20 protein-coding genes and 1 tRNA gene are annotated in these 22,619 nt (G+C 53.1%); 12 read left to right on the forward strand and 9 right to left on the reverse strand.

Annotation, left to right across the window (positions count from 1 at the left end; genetic code table 11):
- Positions 1 to 58 precede the first annotated feature (58 nt).
- The 3 genes from CA264_RS08280 to CA264_RS08290 form a co-directional block, all read right to left on the reverse strand.
- Entirely contained in the window at positions 59 to 1,564 is a 1,506-nt protein-coding gene (locus CA264_RS08280; protein ID WP_025606249.1) for a Do family serine endopeptidase, read from the reverse strand.
- Between the two features lie 264 nt (positions 1,565 to 1,828).
- The gene (locus CA264_RS08285; RefSeq protein WP_025606250.1) at positions 1,829 to 2,413 is read right to left on the reverse strand and encodes an EF-hand domain-containing protein; all 585 of its coding nucleotides are present in this window, start codon (positions 2,411 to 2,413) and stop codon (positions 1,829 to 1,831) included.
- 224 nt (positions 2,414 to 2,637) lie between these two features.
- Positions 2,638 to 3,786, reverse strand: coding sequence for a PQQ-dependent sugar dehydrogenase (locus CA264_RS08290; protein WP_025606251.1), 1,149 nt, complete (start codon positions 3,784 to 3,786; stop codon positions 2,638 to 2,640).
- Positions 3,787 to 4,130: 344 nt separating this feature from the next.
- Here CA264_RS08290 and CA264_RS08295 point away from each other — a divergent pair, with 344 nt between their 5' ends.
- From CA264_RS08295 to CA264_RS08340, 10 genes are all read left to right on the forward strand, one after another.
- Positions 4,131 to 4,727, forward strand: a complete 597-nt coding sequence (locus tag CA264_RS08295; protein WP_025606252.1) for a pseudouridine synthase — start codon at positions 4,131 to 4,133, stop codon at positions 4,725 to 4,727.
- Positions 4,728 to 4,987: 260 nt separating this feature from the next.
- Positions 4,988 to 5,314, forward strand: coding sequence for a HesB/IscA family protein (locus CA264_RS08300; protein ID WP_025606254.1), 327 nt, complete (start codon positions 4,988 to 4,990; stop codon positions 5,312 to 5,314).
- Positions 5,315 to 5,347: 33 nt separating this feature from the next.
- Complete coding sequence (sufB, locus tag CA264_RS08305; RefSeq protein ID WP_036775919.1) at positions 5,348 to 6,802, forward strand: Fe-S cluster assembly protein SufB; 1,455 nt, start codon at positions 5,348 to 5,350, stop codon at positions 6,800 to 6,802.
- 19 nt (positions 6,803 to 6,821) lie between these two features.
- Entirely contained in the window at positions 6,822 to 7,592 is a 771-nt protein-coding gene (gene sufC, locus CA264_RS08310; protein WP_025606256.1) for a Fe-S cluster assembly ATPase SufC, read from the forward strand.
- Positions 7,593 to 8,933 (forward strand): Fe-S cluster assembly protein SufD, encoded by a 1,341-nt coding sequence (gene sufD / locus CA264_RS08315; RefSeq protein ID WP_025606258.1) that lies wholly within the window; start codon positions 7,593 to 7,595, stop codon positions 8,931 to 8,933.
- A 3-nt stretch (positions 8,934 to 8,936) separates the two neighbouring features.
- Positions 8,937 to 10,187, forward strand: coding sequence for an aminotransferase class V-fold PLP-dependent enzyme (locus tag CA264_RS08320; protein WP_025606259.1), 1,251 nt, complete (start codon positions 8,937 to 8,939; stop codon positions 10,185 to 10,187).
- A 5-nt stretch (positions 10,188 to 10,192) separates the two neighbouring features.
- The gene (locus CA264_RS08325; RefSeq protein ID WP_025606260.1) at positions 10,193 to 10,621 is read left to right on the forward strand and encodes a SufE family protein; all 429 of its coding nucleotides are present in this window, start codon (positions 10,193 to 10,195) and stop codon (positions 10,619 to 10,621) included.
- Between the two features lie 7 nt (positions 10,622 to 10,628).
- Positions 10,629 to 10,940 carry a metal-sulfur cluster assembly factor gene (locus tag CA264_RS08330; protein WP_025606261.1) on the forward strand — a complete coding sequence of 104 codons (312 nt, stop codon included), beginning with the start codon at positions 10,629 to 10,631 and terminating at the stop codon, positions 10,938 to 10,940.
- A gap of 143 nt (positions 10,941 to 11,083) precedes the next feature.
- A complete protein-coding gene (locus CA264_RS08335) occupies positions 11,084 to 11,935 on the forward strand; it encodes a metallophosphoesterase (RefSeq protein ID WP_025606263.1) in 852 nt (283 codons plus the stop codon).
- Between the two features lie 137 nt (positions 11,936 to 12,072).
- Positions 12,073 to 12,486 carry an OsmC family protein gene (locus CA264_RS08340; RefSeq protein WP_025606265.1) on the forward strand — a complete coding sequence of 138 codons (414 nt, stop codon included), beginning with the start codon at positions 12,073 to 12,075 and terminating at the stop codon, positions 12,484 to 12,486.
- A 165-nt stretch (positions 12,487 to 12,651) separates the two neighbouring features.
- Here CA264_RS08340 and CA264_RS08345 read toward each other — a convergent pair whose 3' ends face one another.
- Entirely contained in the window at positions 12,652 to 16,785 is a 4,134-nt protein-coding gene (locus CA264_RS08345; RefSeq protein ID WP_084196182.1) for a chemotaxis protein CheB, read from the reverse strand.
- A 27-nt stretch (positions 16,786 to 16,812) separates the two neighbouring features.
- Positions 16,813 to 18,366: a GAF domain-containing protein gene (locus tag CA264_RS08350; protein ID WP_025606269.1), complete on the reverse strand. Its 1,554-nt coding sequence runs from the start codon at positions 18,364 to 18,366 to the stop codon at positions 16,813 to 16,815.
- 412 nt (positions 18,367 to 18,778) lie between these two features.
- On the opposite strand from CA264_RS08350, the gene CA264_RS08355 reads away from it, so the two are divergent.
- The gene (locus CA264_RS08355; RefSeq protein ID WP_036775923.1) at positions 18,779 to 19,777 is read left to right on the forward strand and encodes a hypothetical protein; all 999 of its coding nucleotides are present in this window, start codon (positions 18,779 to 18,781) and stop codon (positions 19,775 to 19,777) included.
- Between the two features lie 74 nt (positions 19,778 to 19,851).
- Here CA264_RS08355 and CA264_RS08360 read toward each other — a convergent pair whose 3' ends face one another.
- The 3 genes from CA264_RS08360 to CA264_RS08370 all read right to left on the reverse strand — a co-directional run bounded on the left by CA264_RS08360 (position 19,852) and on the right by CA264_RS08370 (position 21,410).
- Positions 19,852 to 20,568, reverse strand: coding sequence for an SIMPL domain-containing protein (locus CA264_RS08360; protein WP_025606273.1), 717 nt, complete (start codon positions 20,566 to 20,568; stop codon positions 19,852 to 19,854).
- 158 nt (positions 20,569 to 20,726) lie between these two features.
- Positions 20,727 to 21,059 (reverse strand): hypothetical protein, encoded by a 333-nt coding sequence (locus CA264_RS08365; RefSeq protein ID WP_025606275.1) that lies wholly within the window; start codon positions 21,057 to 21,059, stop codon positions 20,727 to 20,729.
- Between the two features lie 75 nt (positions 21,060 to 21,134).
- Positions 21,135 to 21,410 carry a hypothetical protein gene (locus tag CA264_RS08370; RefSeq protein WP_025606276.1) on the reverse strand — a complete coding sequence of 92 codons (276 nt, stop codon included), beginning with the start codon at positions 21,408 to 21,410 and terminating at the stop codon, positions 21,135 to 21,137.
- 228 nt (positions 21,411 to 21,638) lie between these two features.
- On the opposite strand from CA264_RS08370, the gene CA264_RS08375 reads away from it, so the two are divergent.
- A tRNA-Glu gene (locus CA264_RS08375) sits at positions 21,639 to 21,710 on the forward strand.
- 200 nt (positions 21,711 to 21,910) lie between these two features.
- On the opposite strand, the gene CA264_RS08380 is transcribed toward CA264_RS08375, so the two are convergent.
- Positions 21,911 to 22,618, reverse strand: coding sequence for a LytR/AlgR family response regulator transcription factor (locus tag CA264_RS08380; protein ID WP_025606277.1), 708 nt, complete (start codon positions 22,616 to 22,618; stop codon positions 21,911 to 21,913).
- Position 22,619: the final 1 nt, after the last annotated feature.

Consider the following 22,619-nt stretch of genomic DNA (forward strand, 5'->3'; position numbering starts at 1 on the left):
ATAAAAAAGGCCTCTGCATTTCTGCAGAGGCCTTTTTTACTATAAGCGTTTGTTACGCCTACTCCCTTCCTACAGGGTAGTAAGCCTTTAGCCCATCCGGATACACACCCTCCAAGTACACCACATCATCGTTTAAGTTGCGCAGGTAGCGCTCTGCATCCGCTGGTGTTTTTACCTCGTACCTGTCTACGCGCGTAATGATAAAGCCATCTTTTATACCTGTATTGCGGAAGGCGCTTTTAGCTACCCCAGAGACTTTCGCACCGCCAGCTATACCCAGCTTGCTCATTTCCTGCTTGCTAACGGGCTCAAACGTGGCACCTCCAAACGTAACGGAGCTAGCCTTACTGTGCCGCACGACTTCTGTGCCGTTATTCAGGTTCTTTAAAGTGACATTCGCCGTTTTTGCGTCGTTATCGCGCAGGTAGCTCACTTTAACTTTATCGCCGGGGCGGTAGCGGGCAACCTGCTCCAGCAACTGCGAAGACTTGGCCACCGGAACACCGTTCACAGCCGTCACAACATCGCCTTCCCGCAACCCGGCCTCCTGGGCCCCGCTGCCTTCGGCTACACCGGCAATGTACACGCCGTTCAGCGTCCTGATATTATTTTCTTTGGCAAAAGCGGCGTCTATCTCCTGGATACGGGCACCAAGTAATGCACGCTGTACTTCTCCGTACTTCATCAGGTCGTCAACCACCTTACTCACGATAGAAGAAGGCACGGCAAACGAATAGCCTGTAAAGGAGCCCGTCTGCGAGGCAATGGCCGTATTAATGCCAACTAGGTCGCCGTTCAAGTTCACCAGTGCGCCACCCGAGTTGCCCGGGTTAACAGCCGCATCCGTCTGGATAAAAGACTCCACGCTATACTGCTGGCTTGGGTTATTAGAACGGAGAATATCGATGCTGCGGCCTTTGGCACTCACGATACCAGCCGTAACGGTTGAGGTAAGGTTCATGGGGTTACCTACGGCCAATACCCACTCGCCCACCTGCAGGTCGTCGGAGTTTCCGTAGCGCACTGTTGGCAGCCCGTCTGCCTCCACTTTCAGCAGGGCTATATCCGTAGTAGGGTCTGTGCCGACCAGCGTGGCCGTGAGTCTGCGCTTGTCGTTAAAAACAACCTCTATTTTATCCGCCTTGTCAATTACGTGATTATTGGTGACGATATACCCGTTTGTGGCAATAATCACCCCGGAGCCCGAGGCTTTCTGCGGCCCGCGCGGCTGCTGCCGCTCTCCAAACGAATCACCAAAGAAGTCGCGCAGGCGTGGGTCCATCTGGCTCCCGCCCCTACTTGATGCAGAAGCACCGTTATACTCCGTCATGATGTGCACGACAGCCGGGGTGGCAGCTTCTGAGGCTTTCATAAAATTCAGCCCTTCCGGTACGATAGGGGTGCTGCTGCGCATCTCGCTTGTGTAACGTACCTCCGGGGTGCCGACTTTCGCCTGCAGGTAGTCTAAGGTATCACTTTCCATTAACCTGTACCCTCCCACAGCTACGCCTCCACCCAAAATAGCCGAAAGCGTTAAGCCAGCAAATAACTGTTTAGTCTTCATATAGTCTAGTAGCAAATATTTTAAAAATCTAATAGTAAGCGCGTTAAATCATCAAAACCCGCCCTTAGCCTATTTCCAAATACTGTACCAAACTTTATGCTATTTCATGATGCTGCCTTTGGCCCGGCACTTATGAAGCCTGCGGCACACCTGTTGAGTTTACAGAAGCATGTTTAAGCGGAACCTCTTTTCTGATGGCCGGCAAAGCAAAGGGAGCAACGTTCGCTGCTCCCTTTGCTTTGCCGATGTGTATGCTCCTGTAGCTTACACACCATAGTACGTGTCGTAAAGGCCATACTCATTCGTATCGAGCAGGCTGTCGTCGTTTTCGTCCCAAACCCCGAAAACACCGTCGGTGTACTCGCGCTCTGCCAGCATGTTATCATTATCAGCGTCCCAGTCGTCGAACCAGCCGTTGTCGGCAAAGCCTGTGTTAAACTCGTTCTCGTCCAGGATGCCGTCGCCGCTCGTGTCCCAGTCTGCCCAGCTCTCGTTCTCCAGCCCCCAGTCGTTGGAAGCCGTCGTGAACTCGTTCTCATCCAGCTGGTTGTCGTTGTTTGCATCCCACGTGTCGAAGAAGCCGCCCATAAACTCGTTGTCGTCAAGCAGGTTATCATCGTTCTCGTCCCACTCCTCGTAGTAGTTGGTAGAGGCAAAATCAGAGTTAAACTCATCCGAATCCCAGCCATCATCCTGTGTGGCTCCTGCTGTTTCCGTACCAGCCACAATCTCCGGGTCGTTCACAGCCGTGTCTCCCACCTCTCCTGCGCAGGCGGACAGGCTTATGAGCAGGTATAAGCACAGGCCAGCCTTTACCATGAACTGTAAGTGAGTGTTAATCTTTTTCATAGCTTTTTGATTTAGTGCAACATACAACCTGAAAAAGTGTACGAAGCGCTGCTAAAGAAGTAGCTTAAAGTTGGTGAACTGCACCATGCGAAGGATTACCTTGCTTTAAAGTATGGCAAGAGCCCTGCGAGGGAATACAACAAACTATACAAACCATCCTATAAAGCAACAAAGCCTCTATACATGTATAGAGGCTTTGCTTTTGATGTGTTTTTGTTTAGAATCTACTTTAAGGGGCTCAGGCGCAGAATCTTTCCGTCAGGCTGGTCCGTCAGCACGTACACTGAACCGTCCGGCGCCTGCTCAACATCGCGCACGCGTGTTGCCAAGGGGATGCGTTCTACTTCCTCTGCCTGCTCTCCGTTTACCTGCACCCGCACAATGCCGCTGCTTGTTAGCCCCCCGATAAGGGTACTCCCCTGCCACGCCGGAAACATAGCGCCCGTGTAGAAAACCATACCGGACGGGGAAATAGTAGGCGTCCACTGTATGACGGCGTCAGCAAACGCTGGGTGGGTAGGCGGATCGGGAATATCGGTGCCGTCATAGTTTTTGCCCCAGCTTACCACAGGCCACCCGTAGTTTTTGCCGGCCGCGGGCTGGTTGAACTCGTCGCCGCCCAGAGGGCCCATTTCGGCGACCCAGAGCTTGTTAGTTTTGGGGTCTATGGCTGCGCTCTCGATGTTGCGGTGGCCGTAAGACCAGATTGCGTCCTCAGCATTCGCCTGCCCCACAAAAGGATTATCCTGCGGCACTGTCCCATCCTGGTTAATGCGCACAATCGCACCCAGGTGGTTAGACAGGTTTTGGGCGGGCTCAAACTTAAACCGCTCGCCCAGGGTTAGCAGCACCTGCCCCTCCGGGGTGAACACGATGCGGCCCCCGAAGTGGTTGGGGCCTTCTACCTTAGGCTCCTGCCGAAAAATCACCTCAAAGTCCTGAATCTCGTTGCCGACCAGTTTGCCCCGGCCAAGCGCCGTAGAGGCGGTGTTGCTTTCTCCCGGCTCTGCAAATGAAAGGTACACCAACTGGTTCTGCTGGAAGTTCGGGTCCAGCGCGACGTCCAGAAGTCCGCCCTGTCCTTTGTCGAACACGCGCGGGGTGCCCGCAAGTGGTTCCGATAGCTTGTTGTTGGTGTCAAGTATCCTTAGTTTTCCCGTACGCTCTGTCACCAATAGCCGCTTATCCGGCAGAAAGGCCATGCCCCAGGGGTGGGTAAGGTCTTTTGCCAGGGTTTCTACCTTTACAGTGCCAGCCTCGGTTTGCACCGTCGATTTTTGCCCGAAAGCACATTCGGCTAGCAGCATAAGCGCCAGCACTCCTGTTACGCCGCGGAGCAAGCGTGACAGCTGTGTTGTTCCTGTTGTTTTCATAGTTTTCTTTTACTTCTTACAATCGCTTTCTAGTCTGATAACGCAGCACAAAGCCCGATGTTCAGATTTTACAGCCGCAGCAGCAACTATAACATCTTTATGTTCAACACAAAATAACCCACAGCTCTCCCCGGCCTGCCGCCGTGCCAGGCCGTAACCGAACTCCCTGAGCCTTTCTTAGATTTTATACTTGCCTATACTTCCGAAGGCGCTAGGCAGGGCTACTTTTAAAGCAGCAGTCTGGAAAACTAAGCTGGCAAAAGCGTACTTTTGCCCTTTATCATTACAAGCCTTTGCTGCACAACGACAGTACCGGCTGCTTTTACATTAAAAGATCACCCGAAATGCACCGACATTTTATCATTCATAAACCGTTTGGCTACCTGAGCCAGTTTGTTTGCGATAAGAAGAAAAAGAAGCTGCTCGGCGAGCTGCACGACTTCCCGGAGGGCACCATGGCCATTGGGCGTTTGGATGAAGGCAGCGAAGGGCTGCTGCTGCTGACCACCGACGGCAAAATGAGCGAATACGTCCGCAGCAAGACGGTAGAGAAAGAATACTATGCCCAGGTAGACGGGCTGCTAACCGAGGAGGCACTGCGGAAGCTGCAACAGGGGGTAACCATTACTGTAGAGGGCACCCCCTACACCACGAAACCTTGCGCGGCTTTTAAGCTTGATCCGGCCCCGGACTTCCCGGAGCGGAGCCGCAGAATACGGGACGACCGCCACGGCCCAACCAGCTGGGTTTCCATTACACTTACAGAAGGCAAGAACCGTCAGGTCCGGAAGATGACGGCAGCCGTTGGGTTTCCAACGCTGCGGCTGATCAGGGTACGCGTGGGAAACTTTCACCTTCGGCAATTGCCATCAGGCGCAGTAGAAGAGGTAAATGATTTCGCGATGGGTGAGTTTGTACCTGAGGGGGCACAGCATCCCTAAGCTTGACACACGTAAAACAAAGGCCGCCTTCTTGTGCCCGTGACATAAGAAGGCGGCCTTTTTCTTTCCCCCCGCTGGCGGCAGTGCCTACATGCCACGGTTACACTACCATACCCGTGAGCCGGGAACATCCACCTCCAGACCTGCCTAAGCACACAATCCCCCTACTTTAGCGTATGATTAAACAATGCCACTGATAAACTGTTTAACTAAGAGCACTAAATAGCACTCATATTTGTTTTATCCTAAAGGAGAAGCTTATGATCACGGTATCCGAAAAAGCGAAAGCATACATCAGCAACCAGCTCGAAAAAGAACAGCGGAGTGCCGATACGCTCATACGTGTCGGTGTAAAGAGCGGCGGATGCTCCGGTCTGGAGTATCAGCTGGCATTCGACACTGAACGAAGGGAAGAAGATGAAGTATTTGAAAGCAATGGACTTACCATTGTAACCGATAAAATGAGCCTGTTTTACCTGCTAGGCACCGAGTTAGATTACTCGGGCGGCCTGAACGGGAAAGGGCTGTATTTCAATAATCCAAACGCATCCAGAACATGCAGTTGCGGAGAAAGTTTTGCAGTATAACGCTACACTGCAAACTATTAGTATAATACAATTATGGCAAAGACAATAGATAGTAACGAGTTAATCAACGAAATTGCCACCAAAGAGTACGAGTACGGCTTTGTGACGGACATTGAGATGGACGTTGCCCCAGCCGGTCTTAACGCGGAGGTGATTCGCTTTATCTCGGAGAAGAAGAACGAACCGGAGTGGCTATTGCAATGGCGGTTAAAGGGCTACAAAGCTTTTTTGAATGAAAAGATGCCCTCCTGGCAAAACTTTGAAATGCCAGCCATAGATTTCCAGGCTATTTCCTACTACGCAGCCCCTAAAAACAAGAAGAAGTACGAAAGCCTGGACGAGGTAGACCCGGAGCTGCTGGCCACGTTTGAGAAGCTGGGCATACCGCTCAACGAGCAGAAAGTACTGGCCGGTGTAGCCGTGGATGCCGTTTTCGATAGTATTTCGGTTGCCACTACTTACAAGGAGAAGCTCAAAGAACTGGGCATTATTTTCTGCTCCATCGGGGAGGCCGTACAGGAGCACCCGGAACTGGTGCAGAAGTACCTGGGCTCGGTCGTGCCGCACTCAGACAACATTTTTGCGGCCCTCAACACCGCTGCCTTCTCTGACGGCTCCTTCGTGTACATCCCCAAAGGGGTACGCTGCCCGATGGAGCTTTCGACGTACTTCAGGATAAACACCCAGGGAACGGGGCAGTTTGAGCGCACCCTTATTATCGCCGACGAGGGCAGCTACGTTAGCTACCTGGAGGGCTGTACCGCACCGATGCGCGATGAGAACCAGCTGCATGCCGCGGTAGTGGAACTGATTGCCCTGGATAACGCCGAGATAAAGTACTCCACGGTACAGAACTGGTACCCGGGCGATAAAGAGGGCAAAGGCGGTATTTACAACTTCGTGACCAAGCGGGGGGCCTGCCGCGGTGTCAACTCCAAAATCTCCTGGACACAGGTAGAGACCGGCTCTGCCATTACCTGGAAGTACCCCAGCGTGATCCTGCAGGGCGATAACTCCAGTGGTGAGTTTTACTCTGTGGCTGTAACCGGCAACAGGCAGATTGCCGACACCGGCACCAAAATGTATCACCTGGGCCGCAACACCAAGAGCCGTATTATTTCGAAAGGTATTTCGGCCGGCCGCAGCAATAACAGCTATCGCGGCCTGGTGCACGTAGGCGCCAAGGCAGACAATGCCCGGAACTTTACCCAGTGCGACTCGCTGTTGATCGGAGACAGGTGCGGGGCACATACCTTCCCGTACATCGAAACCAAGAACAGCACAGCCATGGTAGAGCACGAGGCGACCACCTCCAAGATCGGTGAGGACCAGATCTTCTACCTAAACCAACGGGGCATAGACTCTGAGAAGGCGGTGGCCCTGATCGTGAACGGCTATGCCAAGGAAGTGCTCAACCAGCTCCCGATGGAGTTTGCGGTGGAGGCACAGAAGCTATTATCAATCACGCTGGAAGGAAGCGTAGGTTAATATTTTAAAGAGAGAGAAAATGCTAAGTATAAAAAATCTGCACGCCGATGTAGAGGGCAAAAAGATTCTGAAAGGTATAAACCTGGAGATTAAACCGGGTGAAGTACACGCGATCATGGGCCCCAACGGCTCCGGCAAGAGCACATTGTCGGCTGTTTTGGCTGGCCGCGAGAACTATAACGTAACAGCGGGCGAGGTACTGTTCGAAGGCAAGGACCTGCTGGAGATGGCACCGGAAATACGCGCCCGCGAAGGCCTGTTTCTGGCCTTCCAGTACCCGATAGAAATCCCCGGCGTATCCAACATCAATTTTCTGCGCACGGCCCTGAACGAGATAAGGGACTACAAAGGCCTGCCGCCGATGGAGGCGAAGGAGTTTCTGCGCCTGACGAAGGAGAAGCAGAAACTGGTGGAGTTTGACGCCAAGCTCATTAACCGCTCCCTGAACGAAGGCTTTTCGGGTGGCGAGAAGAAGCGCAACGAAATCCTGCAGCTGGCCATGCTGGAGCCCAAGCTCTCCATCCTCGACGAAACCGACTCCGGGCTCGACATTGACGCGCTGCGTATCGTGTCGAACGGCGTAAACAAGCTGCGCAGCCAGCACAATGCCTTTGCCATCATAACGCACTACCAGCGCCTGCTCGAGTACATCGTGCCGGATTTTGTGCACGTGCTCTACGACGGCCGCATTGTGAAGTCGGGCACTAAAGAACTGGCCCTCGAGCTGGAAGAGAAAGGCTACGACTGGCTCAAAGAATCTTATCCTGAAACTGAAAACGCACAATCATAAATGGCAAACCAGGTATCCATACCTTTGTATCAGGAACTGCTGGATGAGTTTGGCGGGAAGTTCGCCGTAGACCAACAGGCAGAACCCGATCTGCTACTGCAACTAAGGCAGAAAGCCTTCAACAGCTTTGAAAGAGAAGGCTTTCCGACCACCAAAGTGGAAGACTGGAAGTATACCAACGTCGTCCCTTTTCTTAAAGAAGGCTATGCACTGGACGTAAGAGCAGCCGGCGCTGCCATGGCACACGCAGCAGGCAAGGCTACGATTGAAGGCCTGGACTGCTACACACTGGTGCTCCTGAACGGGCAGCTGCAAACGCCCCTTGCCCAGGAGGCGCTCCCTCCCTTCCTGACGGTGCGCCCTATGGCTGAGGCCAAGCAGGACCCGGCAACGCTGCAGTACTTCGGTAAGATAGCAGACACGGCGCAGCACCACTTTGCCGCTCTGAACACGGCACTCTTTTCTGACGGCCTTTTTATTGAGATCAAGGCAAACGCACAGTTGGATAAGCCGCTGCACATTATTCATACCTATTCGGCCCTCGAAAACCTGTTTGTGCAGCCAAGGCACCTGGTTGTGGCGCACCGCAGCGCCTCGCTTAGCCTTGTCGAATCGGTTGTGTCTGAAGGCAGTGCCGCCAAGGTTTTCGTCAATAGCCTCTCAGAGGTAGTGGTGGAAGAGAATGCCCACCTTACCCATTACATGCTGCAAACGGCAGAAGCGGGGCTGCGCCACCTACAGCACACGGAGGTCAGCCAAAAGCGCGACAGCGTGTACACCAACTATACCTTCTCGCTTCCGGCGGCCGAGCTGCTGCGCAATAACCTGCATGTAAACCTGGACGATGAGCACACCGAGAGCCACCTCTACGGCCTGTACTTAGGCAGCGATCACCAGCTCGTGGACAACCATACGTTTATGAACCACCGCCTGGCGCACTGCAACAGCAACGAGATTTACAAAGGCGTACTGCTGGACAAGGCGGTGGGCGTATTTAACGGGAAAGTGTACGTGCACCAGGATGCGCAAAAAACAAATGCCTTTCAGCAGAACAACAACCTGCTGCTCAGCCCCAAGGCCGTCATCAACTCCAAGCCGCAGCTGGAGATCTATGCCGATGACGTAAAATGCAGCCACGGCTCCACCATCGGGCAGCTGAGCCAGGAGGCCATGTTCTACCTGCAGTCGCGGGGCATAAGCGAAGATACGGCCAGAGCCATGCTCGTAACGGCGTTCGCCTTTGATGTCACCGAGAAGATCAACCTGCCGGAGCTGGAGACACACCTGAATAAACTCATCAACCAGCATATACCTGCCAAGCAGGAGCTGCTAAATGTATAACGCATGCCTGGAAACTCAACCATATCAACGGCCAGAAAACTGGATATTGCACAGCTGAGAAGTGATTTCCCGATCCTGCAGACACAGGTCTACGGAAAGCCGCTGGTGTACCTGGACAATGCCGCCACCACGCAAAAGCCCTCGGCCGTTATCCAGGCCATGAACGACTATTACACCCAGTACAACAGCAACATTCACCGGGGCGTGCATTACCTGAGCCAGAAAGCTACCGCCGAGTATGAGCTGGTGCGCAAGAAAGTACAAGGCTTTATCAATGCCGAGCACCTGCACGAGGTGATCTTTACCAAAGGCACCACCGAAAGCATTAACCTGGTGGCCAGCTGCTTTGGGCGTAAGTTCCTGAGGCCCGGCAACAGCATTATCGTCTCTGCCATGGAGCACCACTCCAACATCGTGCCTTGGCAAATGGCCTGCGAAGAACACGGAGCGGAGCTGCGGGTGGCACCGATGAATGAAAAGGGCGAACTGCTGCTGGAGGAGTTTGAGCGCATGCTGGACGAAACGGTCAAGCTGGTTTCCGTCACCTACGTATCCAACACCCTCGGCACGGTTAACCCTGTGAAGGAGATGATTGAGCTGGCCCATGGGCAGGGGATACCTGTGTTGGTGGATGCGGCGCAGGCGATACAGCACATGCCCGTAGATGTACAGGAGCTGGATGCCGACTTTCTGGCTTTCTCCGGCCATAAGATGTACGGCCCCACCGGGATCGGCGTGCTCTACGGTAAAGAAAAGTGGCTGCAGCAGATACCCCCGTACCAGGGCGGCGGCGACATGATCAAAACCGTGACCTTCGAGAAAACCACGTATAACGACCTGCCGTTGAAGTTTGAGGCCGGCACGCCAGCCATTGCCGAAGGCATCGGGCTGGGCGCTGCCATTGATTACCTGCAGCACCTGGGCATGGCGAACATTGCGGAAACGGAAGCGCAGCTGCTTGCCTACACCACAGAGGCGCTGCAGGAGGTAAAAGGGCTCCGGTTTATTGGGGAGGCTGAGAGCAAAGCGGCGTCCATCTCATTCCTGGTGGGCAACACGCACCCCTTCGATGTAGGTGAGATACTGGACAAGCACGGAATTGCCGTACGCACCGGCCACCACTGCACAGAGCCCATCATGCATTACTATGGCATACCGGGTACGGTACGGGCTTCGCTGGCGTTTTACAACACCACGGAGGAGATAGACAAACTGGTAGCGGCCATTCAGAAAGCCGCCATGCTTTTAAGTTGATACAAATGACGATAAACGCGCGACAAGACGAGATTGTAGAAGAGTTTGAGCTGTTCGACGACTGGATGGACAAGTATGAGTACATCATCCAGCTGGGGAAAGAGCTGCCCCTGATCGATGCCAAGTATAAAACGGATGAAAACCTGATCAAAGGCTGCCAGTCCAAAGTATGGCTGCATACGGAAATGCGGGACGGGCTGCTGCACTTCAGCGCCGACAGCGATGCGCTGATCACCAAGGGCCTGGTGAGCATGGTGATACAGGTGCTAAGCGGGCAAAAGCCAAAGGATATCGCGGATGCCGAGATCTACTTCATCGATAAGATCGGTCTGCAGAGCCACCTCTCCCCCACCCGCTCCAACGGCTTGCTGTCCATGCTGAAGCAGATGAAACTTTACGCGGTGGCCTATCAGGCGAAATCCCTTCAACAATAAATATAACATGAACGCATCAGAGATCAGAGATAAAGTAGAAGACGCACTCCGGACCGTGCATGACCCGGAAATCCCGGTGAATATTTACGACCTGGGCTTGGTATATGAGATCAAAGTAACGGAAGGCAGCAAAGTACAGGTAACCATGACACTTACGGCACCTGCCTGCCCTGTAGCAGACGACATCATGTTTGAGGTACAGCAGAAACTGGAGGCTATTGAGGGGGTGGAAGACGCTTTTGTGATGCTCACCTTCGACCCGCCCTGGACGCGCGATATGATGAGCGAAGAAGCCAAACTGGAGCTGGGCTTTCTCTAGCGTAGCCCGGCACTACCCCCTGCGGCAGTTGCTTTTTTCCCCTGAAGGCAAACTGCCCTCCCCTTACCTCCTTCCTCACTTTTCTTCCGCCCCCCTGTGCGTTAAGCGGCAGAGGGAGCGGCAAACGCACTTCAACCGGCTACATGAAACAAACGAAGATTAACTGGATTTTAGGAACCCTGGCTGTGGGCGCAGCTGCCGTGCTGCTGGACTCACTGATCCTGGAGAAGTACTTCTTTAAGGTAAAAAACTTTGCTATCGGGCCAAACACCGGCGATGAGGAGCTGCGGATCGTTCTGCTGACCGACCTGCACTTTAAGGACGCGCTGCTGCCCCAGTACAGCAGGCTGGCCCGGAAAGTAAACCAACTACAGCCAGACCTGATCCTTATCACCGGCGACACACTGGACTCCACCGGCCATACGCCTCCTGCAGACGCCTTTTTCCAACTGCTTGACCCAAACGTGAAAAAGGTGGCCATACCCGGCAACAACGACTACCGCGCTGCGCCTGCCATAGATGACATCCGGCAAGTATACGAAAGGCATAACTGCGATTTCCTGCTAAACGAATCGAAGGCATATACGCTACGGGGGCACAGGATAATGATTACGGGGCTGGATGACCTGCTGGAGGGAGACAGCAACTTTACGGCTGCCGTGCAGGGTGTAGGCCGGGAGAAGCATCACCTGCTGCTGGTGCACAGCCCCTTGCAGCAGGAGCATGCCAAAAGGCAGCTGGAAAAGCTAAATGCTACACGCAGCCCCGGAGAGCAGCTTAACATCGGCTACGTGTTTGCCGGCCATACCCACGGCGGGCAGGTCCGGCTGCCGGGCTTTGTGCCGAAGCTCCCCCCGAAGTCGGGGGGCTATGTAAACGGTTGGTACAACGATACCCCACCCTACCTGTACGTGTCCAAAGGCTTTGGCACTTCTTCCCTGCCGCTGCGCTTCGATGCCCGCTCCGAGGTTATCCTGCTCCGGTACCAGGTCTGAGGCGCCCTATTTAAATATACTTTATCAAAGAAAAGATAACCCAAAACGCCTGAAACCTGTTGATGGTACTACGAGGCAGGCAGCGTGAGCTATCGCTGCCATACATCAGAGAATCATCCACAAAAAAAAGAAAACCTATGAAAAGAAAAGCAACAGCCGTTTGGGAAGGCACAGGAAAAGACGGAAAAGGCCATTTATCAACTCAGAGTGGCATCCTGGAGCAAACGCAGTACTCGTTTAAATCCCGCTTTGAGGAGGGCAAAGGCACCAACCCGGAAGAGCTCATTGCTGCGGCACACGCGGGCTGCTTTACCATGAAGCTCAGCTTTAACCTAAACGAGGCAGGCTTTACCGCCGACCGACTGGATACCAATTGCGTTATTACGCTGGAGAACGGTGCCATCACCAGCTCAAAGCTGGAGCTTAAGGCACAGGTACCCGGAATTGACGAGGCCAAGTTTAACGAGCTGGTACAGGATGCAGAAAAGAACTGCCCTATCTCAAAGCTGCTTAATACAGAAATCTCCGTCAACGCTTCCCTTAATAAATAGATGCTGCAAAAGTAAGCACTGACGAGGAAGTACGTACTTCGCGCGGCAACGCTTGCTTTACCACTAGCTGCAAAACAAAAAGCCTGTACTGCAAAAGTATACACTTCAGCAGTACAGGCTTTTTGTTTTTAAGTATAAAGTACGGCAGGCACAGACCCCTGTGCTTTAGGATTTTTCCCGCTTAAAGTACAGCTTAAACGTAGTGCCTTTCCCCTGCTCACTCTCTACTTCAATCATGCCGTTAGCATTGTCCATCATACGCTTTACGATATAAAGGCCCATGCCGGTGCCGTCCACGTGCGAGTGGAAGCGCTTGAACAGGGTAAACATTTTGGAGAGGTTATCCTCACTCATACCCAACCCGTTGTCCTGAACCGAAAGCAGCATGTAGCCGTCTACTTTCTCTGTGGTAAAGCTAACCTTAGGCGGCCTGTCCGGTGATTTATACTTAATGGAGTTGCTCAGCAGGTTGTAGAGGATGCTGTACAGGTTCTTTCGGGAAAACTCCACCTTGGAAGCATATTTAAAGTCCACCTCCACCTGCGCACCCTCCTTTGTCAGCAGTTCCTGCATGTTGGCCAGCACATCATCCATTACCTCCTGAAACTCGATCGGCTCCGTTTCACCGTCCACGTCGCGCTGCACTTTGGCTATATCGGTCAGGTCTTTGATCACGTTGCGGAAGCGGCGGATCGAGTCCTTGAGCATCTCAAACAGCGGCTGTGTCGGTTCCCCGGGTATGGGGCCTGCCGAGCCGATCTGCTCTTCCAGCAGCAGCAGCAGCCCTTCGATGTTGGCAACCGGCGCTTTCAGATCGTGGGAGGCAGTGTACACGAAGGTGTCCAGGTCAGCGATCACCCGCAGCAGGTGGTCATTGGTCAGTTGTAGCTCCTCCTGCGTCTCTTTCAGGTCCGACAGGTCGATAAAAGACCCCAGGATGCGGTACGGAACACCGTACTCGTTGTGCATGATGTAGGCCCGGTTCGAAACATAGGCATACGAGCCGTCCGCTTTTTCGATCATGTACTCATCCGCCCATTGGTCTTTGCCGTAGTTTATCGCCTTGTTTATACCTTTCACTACTCTGTCGCGGTCGTCGGCATGCACGCGGTTAAACCATCCGTTCACGCCCTTGCCCCACTCATCGCTCTCATAGCCCAGCATGTGGTTCAGGCTGTCGCTCCACCAGATATCATTGGTTACCAGGTTCCAGTCCCACACCACATCGTTGGTAGCCATAGACACCAGCCGGAAGCGCTCTTCGCTTGCGCCCAAGGCCTGTGTGCGGTCGGTTACCCGCTTTTCCAGTTCGCTGTTCAGCTTTATCAGGTCCTCCTCCGCTTTCTTCAGGTCCTCGTAGGCCTGCATTACCTTCTCTTCACTGTTTTTCTTCGCGGTGACGTCTGCCATCGTTACCGTCAGGCCATCGCCCATTTTAACGGCGGCGATTTCGTACCAGGCCTTCTGCCCGTTTATTTCCAGCGGCTGCTCCATATGCAGCGGCAGCCCGGTCTCAACTACGTTTACAAACTTCTTAAACAGCCCGTTCTTCTTCAGGAAAGGCATGGTGGCCAGCACGCTGGAGTGAAGCAGCTCGGCATGCGAAGCACCTAGCAGCCCCTCAGCCTTTCTGTTGAGCAGGCTCCAGCTAAAGTCCTCGATCGCATCTCTGTCGTCCCGGTTTGCCGAAAAGGCCATGATGCTGCTCAGGGAACTGTTCAGCACGCCCTGCACCACATTGCTCAGTGTTTTGAGGGTGGTTACCTCTACAAAGCTGATCACGACGCCGTCCTTGTTGCCGTTGTGCTTCAGGTAAGGGATAATCCGCATGAGGTAATACCTGCCCGACTTCGTCTCCACCTCCTGCTCTACCTCCTGCGAGTTGTTGTTTACCTGCTGGATGTCTTCAATCAGGCGGGAGTACTTCAGGTTGTGCGACAGGTGATGAATAGGCCGGCCCAGATCCGTTTCAATTATGTTGATCAGGCTCTCCACGGAAGGGGTGAACTTGCGGATCACCAGGTCATGGTCCACAAAAATCTGCCCCACATTGGAGCTGCGGATGTAGTTATCCAGGTCCTCGTTCAGCTCCTGCAGCTCCCGTATCTTAAGCTGGTGCTCTGAGTTTACCGTGTGCAGCTCCTCGTTCAGCGACTGCATCTCCTCGTTGGAGCTCTGCAGTTCCTCGTTGCTGGACATGAGCTCCTCGTTGCTGGACTGCAGCTCCTCGTTGGACGTGCTGAGGTCCTGCACCGTTAACTGCAGGCTTTCGCGGGCCTCGTTCAACTCCATCTCCAGTGCGGAGAGCTGTTTGTAGTAGTCGGAGTCTGACACCAGCGAGAGCTCTGAAATTTTTGGCAGCGGGCTCACTTCCCCCACTTCCTGCAGCAGCACCAGGATTACCTTCGCCTGCCCTTTTTCGATGGAGATAGGCCGGATGGATACGTGGATCATCTGCTCCTTTTTATCCATTTTTACGGCTACCTGCCGGGCCACCACCTTGCGGTCCTGCTTCAGGGCCTTCCGGATGCCCACGCTCAGCGTAACGGCCAGCTCCTCGGGTACCATTTTAATGAGGTTGAAGTGAAAGCGCTTGTCCGGAAACTTCAGAAAGCGGTTGATGTCCCCGATGCCGTGCAGCAACTGGTAGTTCTCATCCACATACAGGCCCGTTACCTTAAAGTCCTCCACCACGGCATCCATAAAGGCATCGCTGTAGCGGCTTACCTGGGCACTGGCAAAACTACTGCTCTGGCTGCTTTGCCTGATAACGGAGGAGTAGTCGCTGACACCGTAGGGCTTCTGTTTCCCCCTGGTTTCTTTCACTTTCCGAAACAGCTTCCATTTGCGGTTTTCCTCGGTAAAAAAAGACTTTAGCTCGCCTATGTGCTCGCTCGGGCCAAGCAACAGGTAGCCGTTCATGTTCAGCGCGTACGGGAAAAGCGAAAGCACCTTTTTCTGCAGCCCGGGGTTGAGGTAGATGAGCATGTTGCGGCAGCTGATCAGGTCGATGTGGCTGAACGGAGGGTCTTTCTGCAGGTCATGCTGCGCAAAAACCACCAGCTTCCGAACATCCTCGTTCACCACATAGCGGTGGCCCTTCTGGTGAAAGTACCTGTGCAGGCGCTCCTCCGTCACCTCCTTCACGATAGCGGCCGGGTACATCCCTTTGGACGCCTGCGTGATCGCACGCTGGTCTATGTCTGTGGCGAAAAGCTTCACCCTCGGCTCCTGCCCCAGCTTATCGAACGCCTCCCTGAAAAGTATGGCAAGTGAGTACACCTCCTCCCCGGTACTGCAGGCGGCCACCCATACTTTTATCGTCTCGTCCTGCCCCTTGCGCGCGATAATAGCGGGAATCACCTCCTGCTCCAGCACCTCGAAGGCCTCGGCATCGCGAAAAAAGCGGGTAACGTTTATAAAGAACTCCTGGCAAAGCTGCTTGCTTTCGCCAGGGTGCTTGTGCAGGTAAGCCAGGTAACTGCGAAGCGAGCTTACCTGCAGGCCTTCCATCCGCTTGCGTATCCGGCGGTTGATGGTTGCCTGCTTATAGTTTGTGAAGTCGGTCTGCGTCTGGGAGCGCACCAGGTCCAGTATCTGCTCCAGCACAACCTCATCCGCCCCTTCCTCTTTCTCATCTTCTTCCTCCATGGCGGCGGATACCGGCAGCGGTATGTTGCGCGTGTAGGCCAGAATCTCCTCCGGCATTCGCGCTGGCGGCAGCACATAGTCTACAAAGCCGGTGTCGATGGCGCTGCGCGGCATGCCGTCGAACTTTGCCGTCTCAGGGTCCTGCACCACCACCATGCCGCCCGCCTCTTTTATAGCCCTGGCGCCTTTTGTGGCGTCTGTGCCCGTACCCGACAGCACGACGCCAATGGCGTACTGGCCCCGGTCTTTGGCCATGGACTCAAAAAAGAGGTCGATGGCAAAGTTGGGCTCGCGGTTCCGTGCTTTCTCCGCCAGGCGCAGACGCCCATGCTCCAGGGTTAGCTGTTTGCCGCTCGGCAGCACATACACGCAGTTGGGCTTGGTATGCATCTTATCCTCGGCCTCCTGCACCTGCATGCGCGTGTGTTTGGACAGCAGCTCCGCCATCAGGCTCTTGTGGTCCGGCGACAGGTGCTGAATTATGACAAAGGAAAAGCTGGAGTTATTCGGAAAGTGGTCGAAGAGGTCATGTATAGCCTCCAGACCGCCGGCAGAGGCGCCAATGCCCACCAGGTAATGGTCGGCGGGCTTTATGTACTTCTTCTGCGCGGGTGCTGGTGCTGGCATTAGTTCATTAGAGTCTGGCATACTCCGGTTTTGTAGAGCGGCTATGTTTTAATACTTATCCTTGATGATCTTCTCCAGCACGGCACTTCGCAGTACGGCAGCGGCCTCTATCTCCTCCTCCTGCCATGGCAGCGAAGTATACTTCACGGTTTCCTTGTAGGTGGCAAATGAGTTGCGGGGGTGATAAGTCTTGCCGTCATCCTCCATTTGTATCGCCTTCTTCGGGTCGCCGCCCCAGTTCACTGTCTGCAGCACCTCCGGGCGGAAGCCCAGGATGTACTCGCCCTGCTCCGGGTTGATGGGCAATGCCACCAAGCCGCTGGCCACGTCCTTATAGATGCGGCTGTGCGCGTACTCCTGCGGGAGAGTGGCCGTTGCAATAATTTTCTCGCTCCGGTTGCGGCGCAGCCACGACACCAGCTCCCGAAGCTCCTGCTCACCCGGCGTATCACCGCTCGTCCAGACATTGCCTTCGTACAGCACCGCCGCCCCGGTAAGCGACAGCAGGTCCTGTATGGTAACGCTGCCGCTCAGCAGGCCTTCCACAAAGTTCTGGCTATTATACAGCTGCTCCAGCAAGTGCGCATGTATGCTTCGCAGCTGTGCCCGGAGCAGAATAGCGCTCTCCCTTTCCTTGCCGGCCAATTGTGCCGACACGATCCCGGCCAGCAACTCCATACCGGAGCGCTGCTCGTAGCTTGGGTTCTTGGCCGTTTTGTGGTGGCAGGAAATAAGGCCCCAAAGCTTGTTGTCCACGATCAGGGGCAGCGACATGGAGGCTACAATTTGCATGTTGGCCAGGTACTCCAGGTGCACGCTGGCCACGCTGCGCAGGTTGCAGTCCGACAGATCGGTGAAACGCTGCGTAATCGGGTTCACGATGGGGATCAGGCGCTGCGGCTTGTAGTCGCGGGTCGGGATGAGGCGGTACGGGTTTTTAAAGTACAGGTCGCGCGCCTGCTTGGGCACGTCTGAGGCCGGGAAGCGCAGGTCCATGTAATCGTCCATGTCGTCCTCCTTGGCCTGGGCCACTACAATGCCGTTCCACTGCGGGTCGAACTGGTAGACCAGCACACGGTCGAAGCCGGTAAATTTCTTCAGCTCATCGGCAGCCAACTGGGCCGTTGCGGACGTAGTGGACGCCTGCTTCAGCAACGTGGTAATGTACTTGATGTGCTGGTAAATTCCGATGAACGACTTGTCCGAAGAAGCTGCGTTCTCTTCCAGCTCCACCAGCACGTGCTCCTGCTCCGGGTGCACCAGGGCAATAAAATCCTGCTCCCTGCCCTGCAGCTGAAGGGTCAGGCTAAACGGAATCTTCTCCTGGCTGTTGCCGCTGTTTATCTTGTACAGCAGGTCCTGGTACTGCAGGTCCGGCAGGTAGCTTGAAAACGGCTGCTCCAGCAGTTCGTCAACGGCGATAGCTAAATGCTGCTCCACATTCTCACTTACCTGCTTAATTCGGAGTTCTTCCTTATCGAGCACCAGCAACACGCCGTGCGGCTGTATGAGGTTAACCAGGTGCAGCGGGATGCTCCCGCAGAACTCAGAATCATAGTTATGGTCTATGGAAAGGTTGATGGGTGCTGCTTTATTATTCATTCAGTTGATCGTTGTGCCCGCCTGGAGCATCAGTTATGTTCATACTTTATTTGCCGAGCAGGCAGCCTGTTGGTCTTAGCTCACGCCGCCACGCATTACGCTGGCCGTTTACCAACATCTGTACACGCTATCAAATATAAGACTTAATCCCCTTGTGCCAAAGACATATATTCCGCCCCACACCCGTACAAGCACCATTTCAACCGCCTTTGGCTGGTACAAACCGAGCTGCGCAGCCACTTCTTACCGCTTGGTGAGCTGAGCGCTTTTTTCGGTTCAGAACCCTAACAGTTTCCGTGCTTATTTGTTATAACACCTGCCATGACACGCGTTGCCTTGTTTGTTCAAATTGGCAACTCTTTCGGAACTCATGGCAGCTTATGTATCTTTGTAGGTAGAATAGACTTTAGATATGATTGACCTTACCCTATACGATCCGTTCGAGCGAATGCAGTTCAGCGATACGAACTGCTTCCTTTGCGGCACTATTATTACGCAGGAACACCGGGCACCTGTATTTGCCGAGTGGCTGCAGTACAAGTATAGCCTCCAGAACAAGGAGCTGCTGCTGCTCGACAAAAGTGTGACCACCTTCAGCCAGCTGACCATACCGTGCTGCGACCGCTGCCATACCCACTACCTGCTACCCCTGGAGGCGGAGGTGGAGCAGGCTGCCGCCAAAGGTGTGGAGGGCCTGCAGGCGCTGCCGCCCCAGCGCCTCTTCCAGTGGATCGGCAAAATGTACTACGGCTCGCTGGTAACAGAGCTGATTAAGGAGGCAAACCCGCTGGTGATGCCGGAGTACGCCGTAAGCGAGGACCCGAAGATGCTGGGCAAGTTCCGCTCCTTTTACCAGGTGCTCCAGTCGCTGCGCGTGCCGATGGTCTTCTCGGACTTCCTGCCCTGCTCCCTGTTTATACTGGAGGTAGACCCGACCGAGGATGAGCTGCCGTTTGAGTACCAGGACGAGCTGACGACCATGTCGTTCAGCATTAAAATGGGCTCGGCCGCCATTGTGTGCACCTTGCTGGACAACGGCATCATCCGCAGAGCGCTCGGAAAGTTGTACCAGGTAACTGAGGGGCACAGTTTACACCCGATTCAGCTGGCTGAGTTTAAAGCCCGGGTTTTCTACGCCGCCTATATCTTTAGCGTGGTGCCGGAGTATTTTATACGCCCTGTAAAGCCGGAAGACGATCACCTGGTACTGGACACACTCATTGACGATGTGACCAACGAGATCTTCAACCCCTGGGAAATGACGGCCTACGCCCACATGCTGGAGGAGATGCTGAAGCCCTGGAGCATACGGGAGGCGGAGATACTCCAGAACCCGAAACAGCCCCTGAGCTTCCTGCTGGATGAGGAGAATAATTTTAAGCCAATGGAGCGCTACCTGAAACAGGTGTAGCTCCACAACAAGGTAAAACGGCGGCGCCACCCACAGCTAAGTAGGTGGCGCCGCCGTTTTTATGTATAAGGGCGTTACTCAATGATGAAGCTAACGGCTACATCTTCGGTGATCACAACCTCGCCGCCGGCGATGGAGGGCCCGTCTGCGCTGTTATAAGCAGCTGACTCCATCATAGCCATTTTATACATGGGCCTCGGGCCGCCGTTGCTGCCACCCTCGTTGATGGCATACACCCGCCCAACCTTAGCACCTAACTCAGAGGTGAGTGAAGTCGCCTTTTCGCGGGCATTGGCCACCGCTTTCTTACGGGCCTCCGCTTTATACTTCTCCATATCCGAAACCTGGAACTGCACCCCGTTCACGTGGTTGGCCCCTATCTCATACAGCCCTGACAGCAGCTCATCAAACTTGTTCATTTTTTTGATCACTACCGTCATGTTCTTCTGGGCCAGGTAGAAGTCCGGCGCTGTGCGGCCGTACTCTCCGCTGTTGTAAACGGGCTGCAGCGTTACAAAAGATGTCTGGATGTTCTTGGCGTCAACACCCTGCTTTTTCAGGTAGTTGATAATAGCGGCCGCTTTTTTGTCTGTTTCCTTTCTGGCCGCATCCAGGGTTTTCTCGCGCGTTTCCACTCCCAGGTTTACAACCACCTCATTGGGCTGCACCCGTACTTCGCCTGTGCCGTTTACGCTTACCAAAGGAGGCAGTGGTGCACCCTGTTGTGCCTGCACGGTAAAGGCAGACGCAACAAACATCATAAGCAGCAGCATTACATTCGTCTTTTTCATGGTTTTACTTTTAGGGTTATAAGTTATGGCGTTAACGAAGTATAGCCGTTAACTATATAGATGCAATGTAATCAAATGGCATGCCACATGTTTACAAACACAATAAAAAAAGCCCTTAACCAATGGTTAAGGGCTCTGTATGGTATGCCAAAAAGTTATTAAGCCTCCTCATACTCATCATCCGGTGAACTGTAACGCGAGATCAGGATGGCTCCTACCGTTAAGGCCCCGGCAGCCAGAATAAGCTGCGTGGTGCTAAAGCGCCTGGTGGCTTTCAGAATGATGTGCCCAACATCCTGCATAAGGTCCGGCAGTTTCTCCTGTCTCCCCTGCATCACATGCATCGCAGACTCTACCGTTCTGGACATATCGTGCGGCTGAAGCATCTGCAGCACGTTTCCATCCTGCTTCTTCTGGTTGCTGTTTTGCTGGTTACCGTTGTTATTCTTGTTCTGATTTTGGTTCTGGTTCTGAGAAGTATCGTTTTCCATAGTTGTTGTTTTCTGTTTTTGTATGTCTAGTTTATGAGGTATACGTGGTCGTACCTTAAAAGGCTTCTTTCGATGCTAACGCAGCGGCCTAGCCCCGTGTTGCACCATGAGCTCGTCCATGCGGGACTGAAGAGTATCAACGCTCAGCATCATACTGGCCGGAAAACCGACCTGCAGCTCCTCCAGGCGCAGCACCTCTGTTGCGGGGTCATAGGCATAGTTACCTGAAACGCCTTTTTCACTGAAGCTGCCGTTATTCCCCGTCAGGTTCAGACCATAGGACTTCAACTTGCCTCTCAGTTGGTCAAAGGCTTCTGGTTTAACACCCTCATACTGTAGCTTTCTTGCCATCTTTTTCTCTGCTGTTACAGTTAATAAATAATTGTTTTATACTAACGCAAGAAGGCACTATTGGTTAGCATTTACAAACTCCGGAACTCCTCAAAATTTTTCTTGCTGATTATCAAACACATCATTAACACAGGAAAGATATTTCCTGCGATGCTATTGCAAAACCAAAATCACCCGCTATATTTGCATCGTCAATCAGGGAAATGAGCGACAAACCATCACCAAAATGGCCCGTTCGTCTAGGGGTTAGGACGCCAGATTTTCATTCTGGTAACAGGGGTTCGATTCCCCTACGGGCTACTAAAAAGCCGCTTCAGGTAAATCTGGAGCGGCTTTTTTGATTCTATAATTCCCCCTTTGGCTAGACTTGTAGAACTTCCCAGGAAGCAGGGAATCGCACGTTCCAAAGTACCTCTACCCTACCTCCATACGTTTCTTCTCTATCAGGACCAAACTAATCTGTGTCTGTATCGCTGTTGAACTATACTTGATTCAGGCTCTTAACTATTCCTTATCATTTTTGAAAATTGTTCCCGATATGTAATGCCAATTGGTATTGGGGTACTGTTTATCATGACCTTGGCCCGTTCTATGATGCTAATGTGCTTCAATGATATAATATAGGATTTATGGATCCTTGCGAAAGTCTTGGGAGAAAGCATTTTTAGTATATCATTCATCGGCAGCAGTGTCATGATCTTCCCGGTTTTGGTATAAAAGGTTATATAGTTACCTGCACCTTCAATATAAAAGATGTCATCGGTTTCTATCCGGAACATTTGTTGGCCGCTTTTAATCAGTATTGATTCGCTATGCTGCTCTACGGCATGATTTATTACAGTGCTTTCTCTTTGTATTGGAGAGTAAGAATTCACTTTATTCACTGCTCTAAGAAACCGGTCGTATTTTACAGGCTTTAAGAGAAAATCAACAGCATTAAATTCATAGCTCTCAGCCCCAAACTCTGCATAAGCTGTGGTAAATATTACCTTAGGGATAGTAGGTAGTGACTTTAACAATTCCATTCCTGATATTTCAGGCATATTTATGTCTAAGAAAACAAGGTCTACCGGAGTATTCACCAAAAAGGACATGGCCTCGAACGGGTTGGTAAACCCGTTCATAAATTGTAAAGACGGAGTTTTCTGAATATAACCGGCAATAAGTTCAAGCGCAAACGGCTCATCATCAACAGCGATGCATCTCATG

It is taken from the genome of Pontibacter actiniarum (assembly GCF_003585765.1).
GTDB lineage: Bacteria > Bacteroidota > Bacteroidia > Cytophagales > Hymenobacteraceae > Pontibacter > Pontibacter actiniarum.

What these genes read in the sequence shown, in the direction of transcription:
- CA264_RS08290 (WP_025606251.1), bottom strand. Translation starts at nt 3,786, where the DNA reads ATGAAAACAACAGGAACAACACAGCTGTCACGCTTGCTCCGCGGCGTA.
- CA264_RS08325 (WP_025606260.1), top strand. Translation starts at nt 10,193, where the DNA reads ATGACGATAAACGCGCGACAAGACGAGATTGTAGAAGAGTTTGAGCTG.
- CA264_RS08340 (WP_025606265.1), top strand. Translation starts at nt 12,073, where the DNA reads ATGAAAAGAAAAGCAACAGCCGTTTGGGAAGGCACAGGAAAAGACGGA.
- CA264_RS08345 (WP_084196182.1), bottom strand. Translation starts at nt 16,785, where the DNA reads ATGCCAGACTCTAATGAACTAATGCCAGCACCAGCACCCGCGCAGAAG.
- CA264_RS08350 (WP_025606269.1), bottom strand. Translation starts at nt 18,366, where the DNA reads ATGAATAATAAAGCAGCACCCATCAACCTTTCCATAGACCATAACTAT.
- CA264_RS08330 (WP_025606261.1), top strand. Translation starts at nt 10,629, where the DNA reads ATGAACGCATCAGAGATCAGAGATAAAGTAGAAGACGCACTCCGGACC.
- CA264_RS08300 (WP_025606254.1), top strand. Translation starts at nt 4,988, where the DNA reads ATGATCACGGTATCCGAAAAAGCGAAAGCATACATCAGCAACCAGCTC.
- sufC (WP_025606256.1), top strand. Translation starts at nt 6,822, where the DNA reads ATGCTAAGTATAAAAAATCTGCACGCCGATGTAGAGGGCAAAAAGATT.
- CA264_RS08355 (WP_036775923.1), top strand. Translation starts at nt 18,779, where the DNA reads ATGATTGACCTTACCCTATACGATCCGTTCGAGCGAATGCAGTTCAGC.
- CA264_RS08295 (WP_025606252.1), top strand. Translation starts at nt 4,131, where the DNA reads ATGCACCGACATTTTATCATTCATAAACCGTTTGGCTACCTGAGCCAG.
- CA264_RS08335 (WP_025606263.1), top strand. Translation starts at nt 11,084, where the DNA reads ATGAAACAAACGAAGATTAACTGGATTTTAGGAACCCTGGCTGTGGGC.
- CA264_RS08365 (WP_025606275.1), bottom strand. Translation starts at nt 21,059, where the DNA reads ATGGAAAACGATACTTCTCAGAACCAGAACCAAAATCAGAACAAGAAT.
- CA264_RS08320 (WP_025606259.1), top strand. Translation starts at nt 8,937, where the DNA reads ATGCCTGGAAACTCAACCATATCAACGGCCAGAAAACTGGATATTGCA.
- sufB (WP_036775919.1), top strand. Translation starts at nt 5,348, where the DNA reads ATGGCAAAGACAATAGATAGTAACGAGTTAATCAACGAAATTGCCACC.
- CA264_RS08280 (WP_025606249.1), bottom strand. Translation starts at nt 1,564, where the DNA reads ATGAAGACTAAACAGTTATTTGCTGGCTTAACGCTTTCGGCTATTTTG.
- CA264_RS08380 (WP_025606277.1), bottom strand. Translation starts at nt 22,618, where the DNA reads ATGAGATGCATCGCTGTTGATGATGAGCCGTTTGCGCTTGAACTTATT.
- CA264_RS08370 (WP_025606276.1), bottom strand. Translation starts at nt 21,410, where the DNA reads ATGGCAAGAAAGCTACAGTATGAGGGTGTTAAACCAGAAGCCTTTGAC.
- CA264_RS08360 (WP_025606273.1), bottom strand. Translation starts at nt 20,568, where the DNA reads ATGAAAAAGACGAATGTAATGCTGCTGCTTATGATGTTTGTTGCGTCT.
- sufD (WP_025606258.1), top strand. Translation starts at nt 7,593, where the DNA reads ATGGCAAACCAGGTATCCATACCTTTGTATCAGGAACTGCTGGATGAG.
- CA264_RS08285 (WP_025606250.1), bottom strand. Translation starts at nt 2,413, where the DNA reads ATGAAAAAGATTAACACTCACTTACAGTTCATGGTAAAGGCTGGCCTG.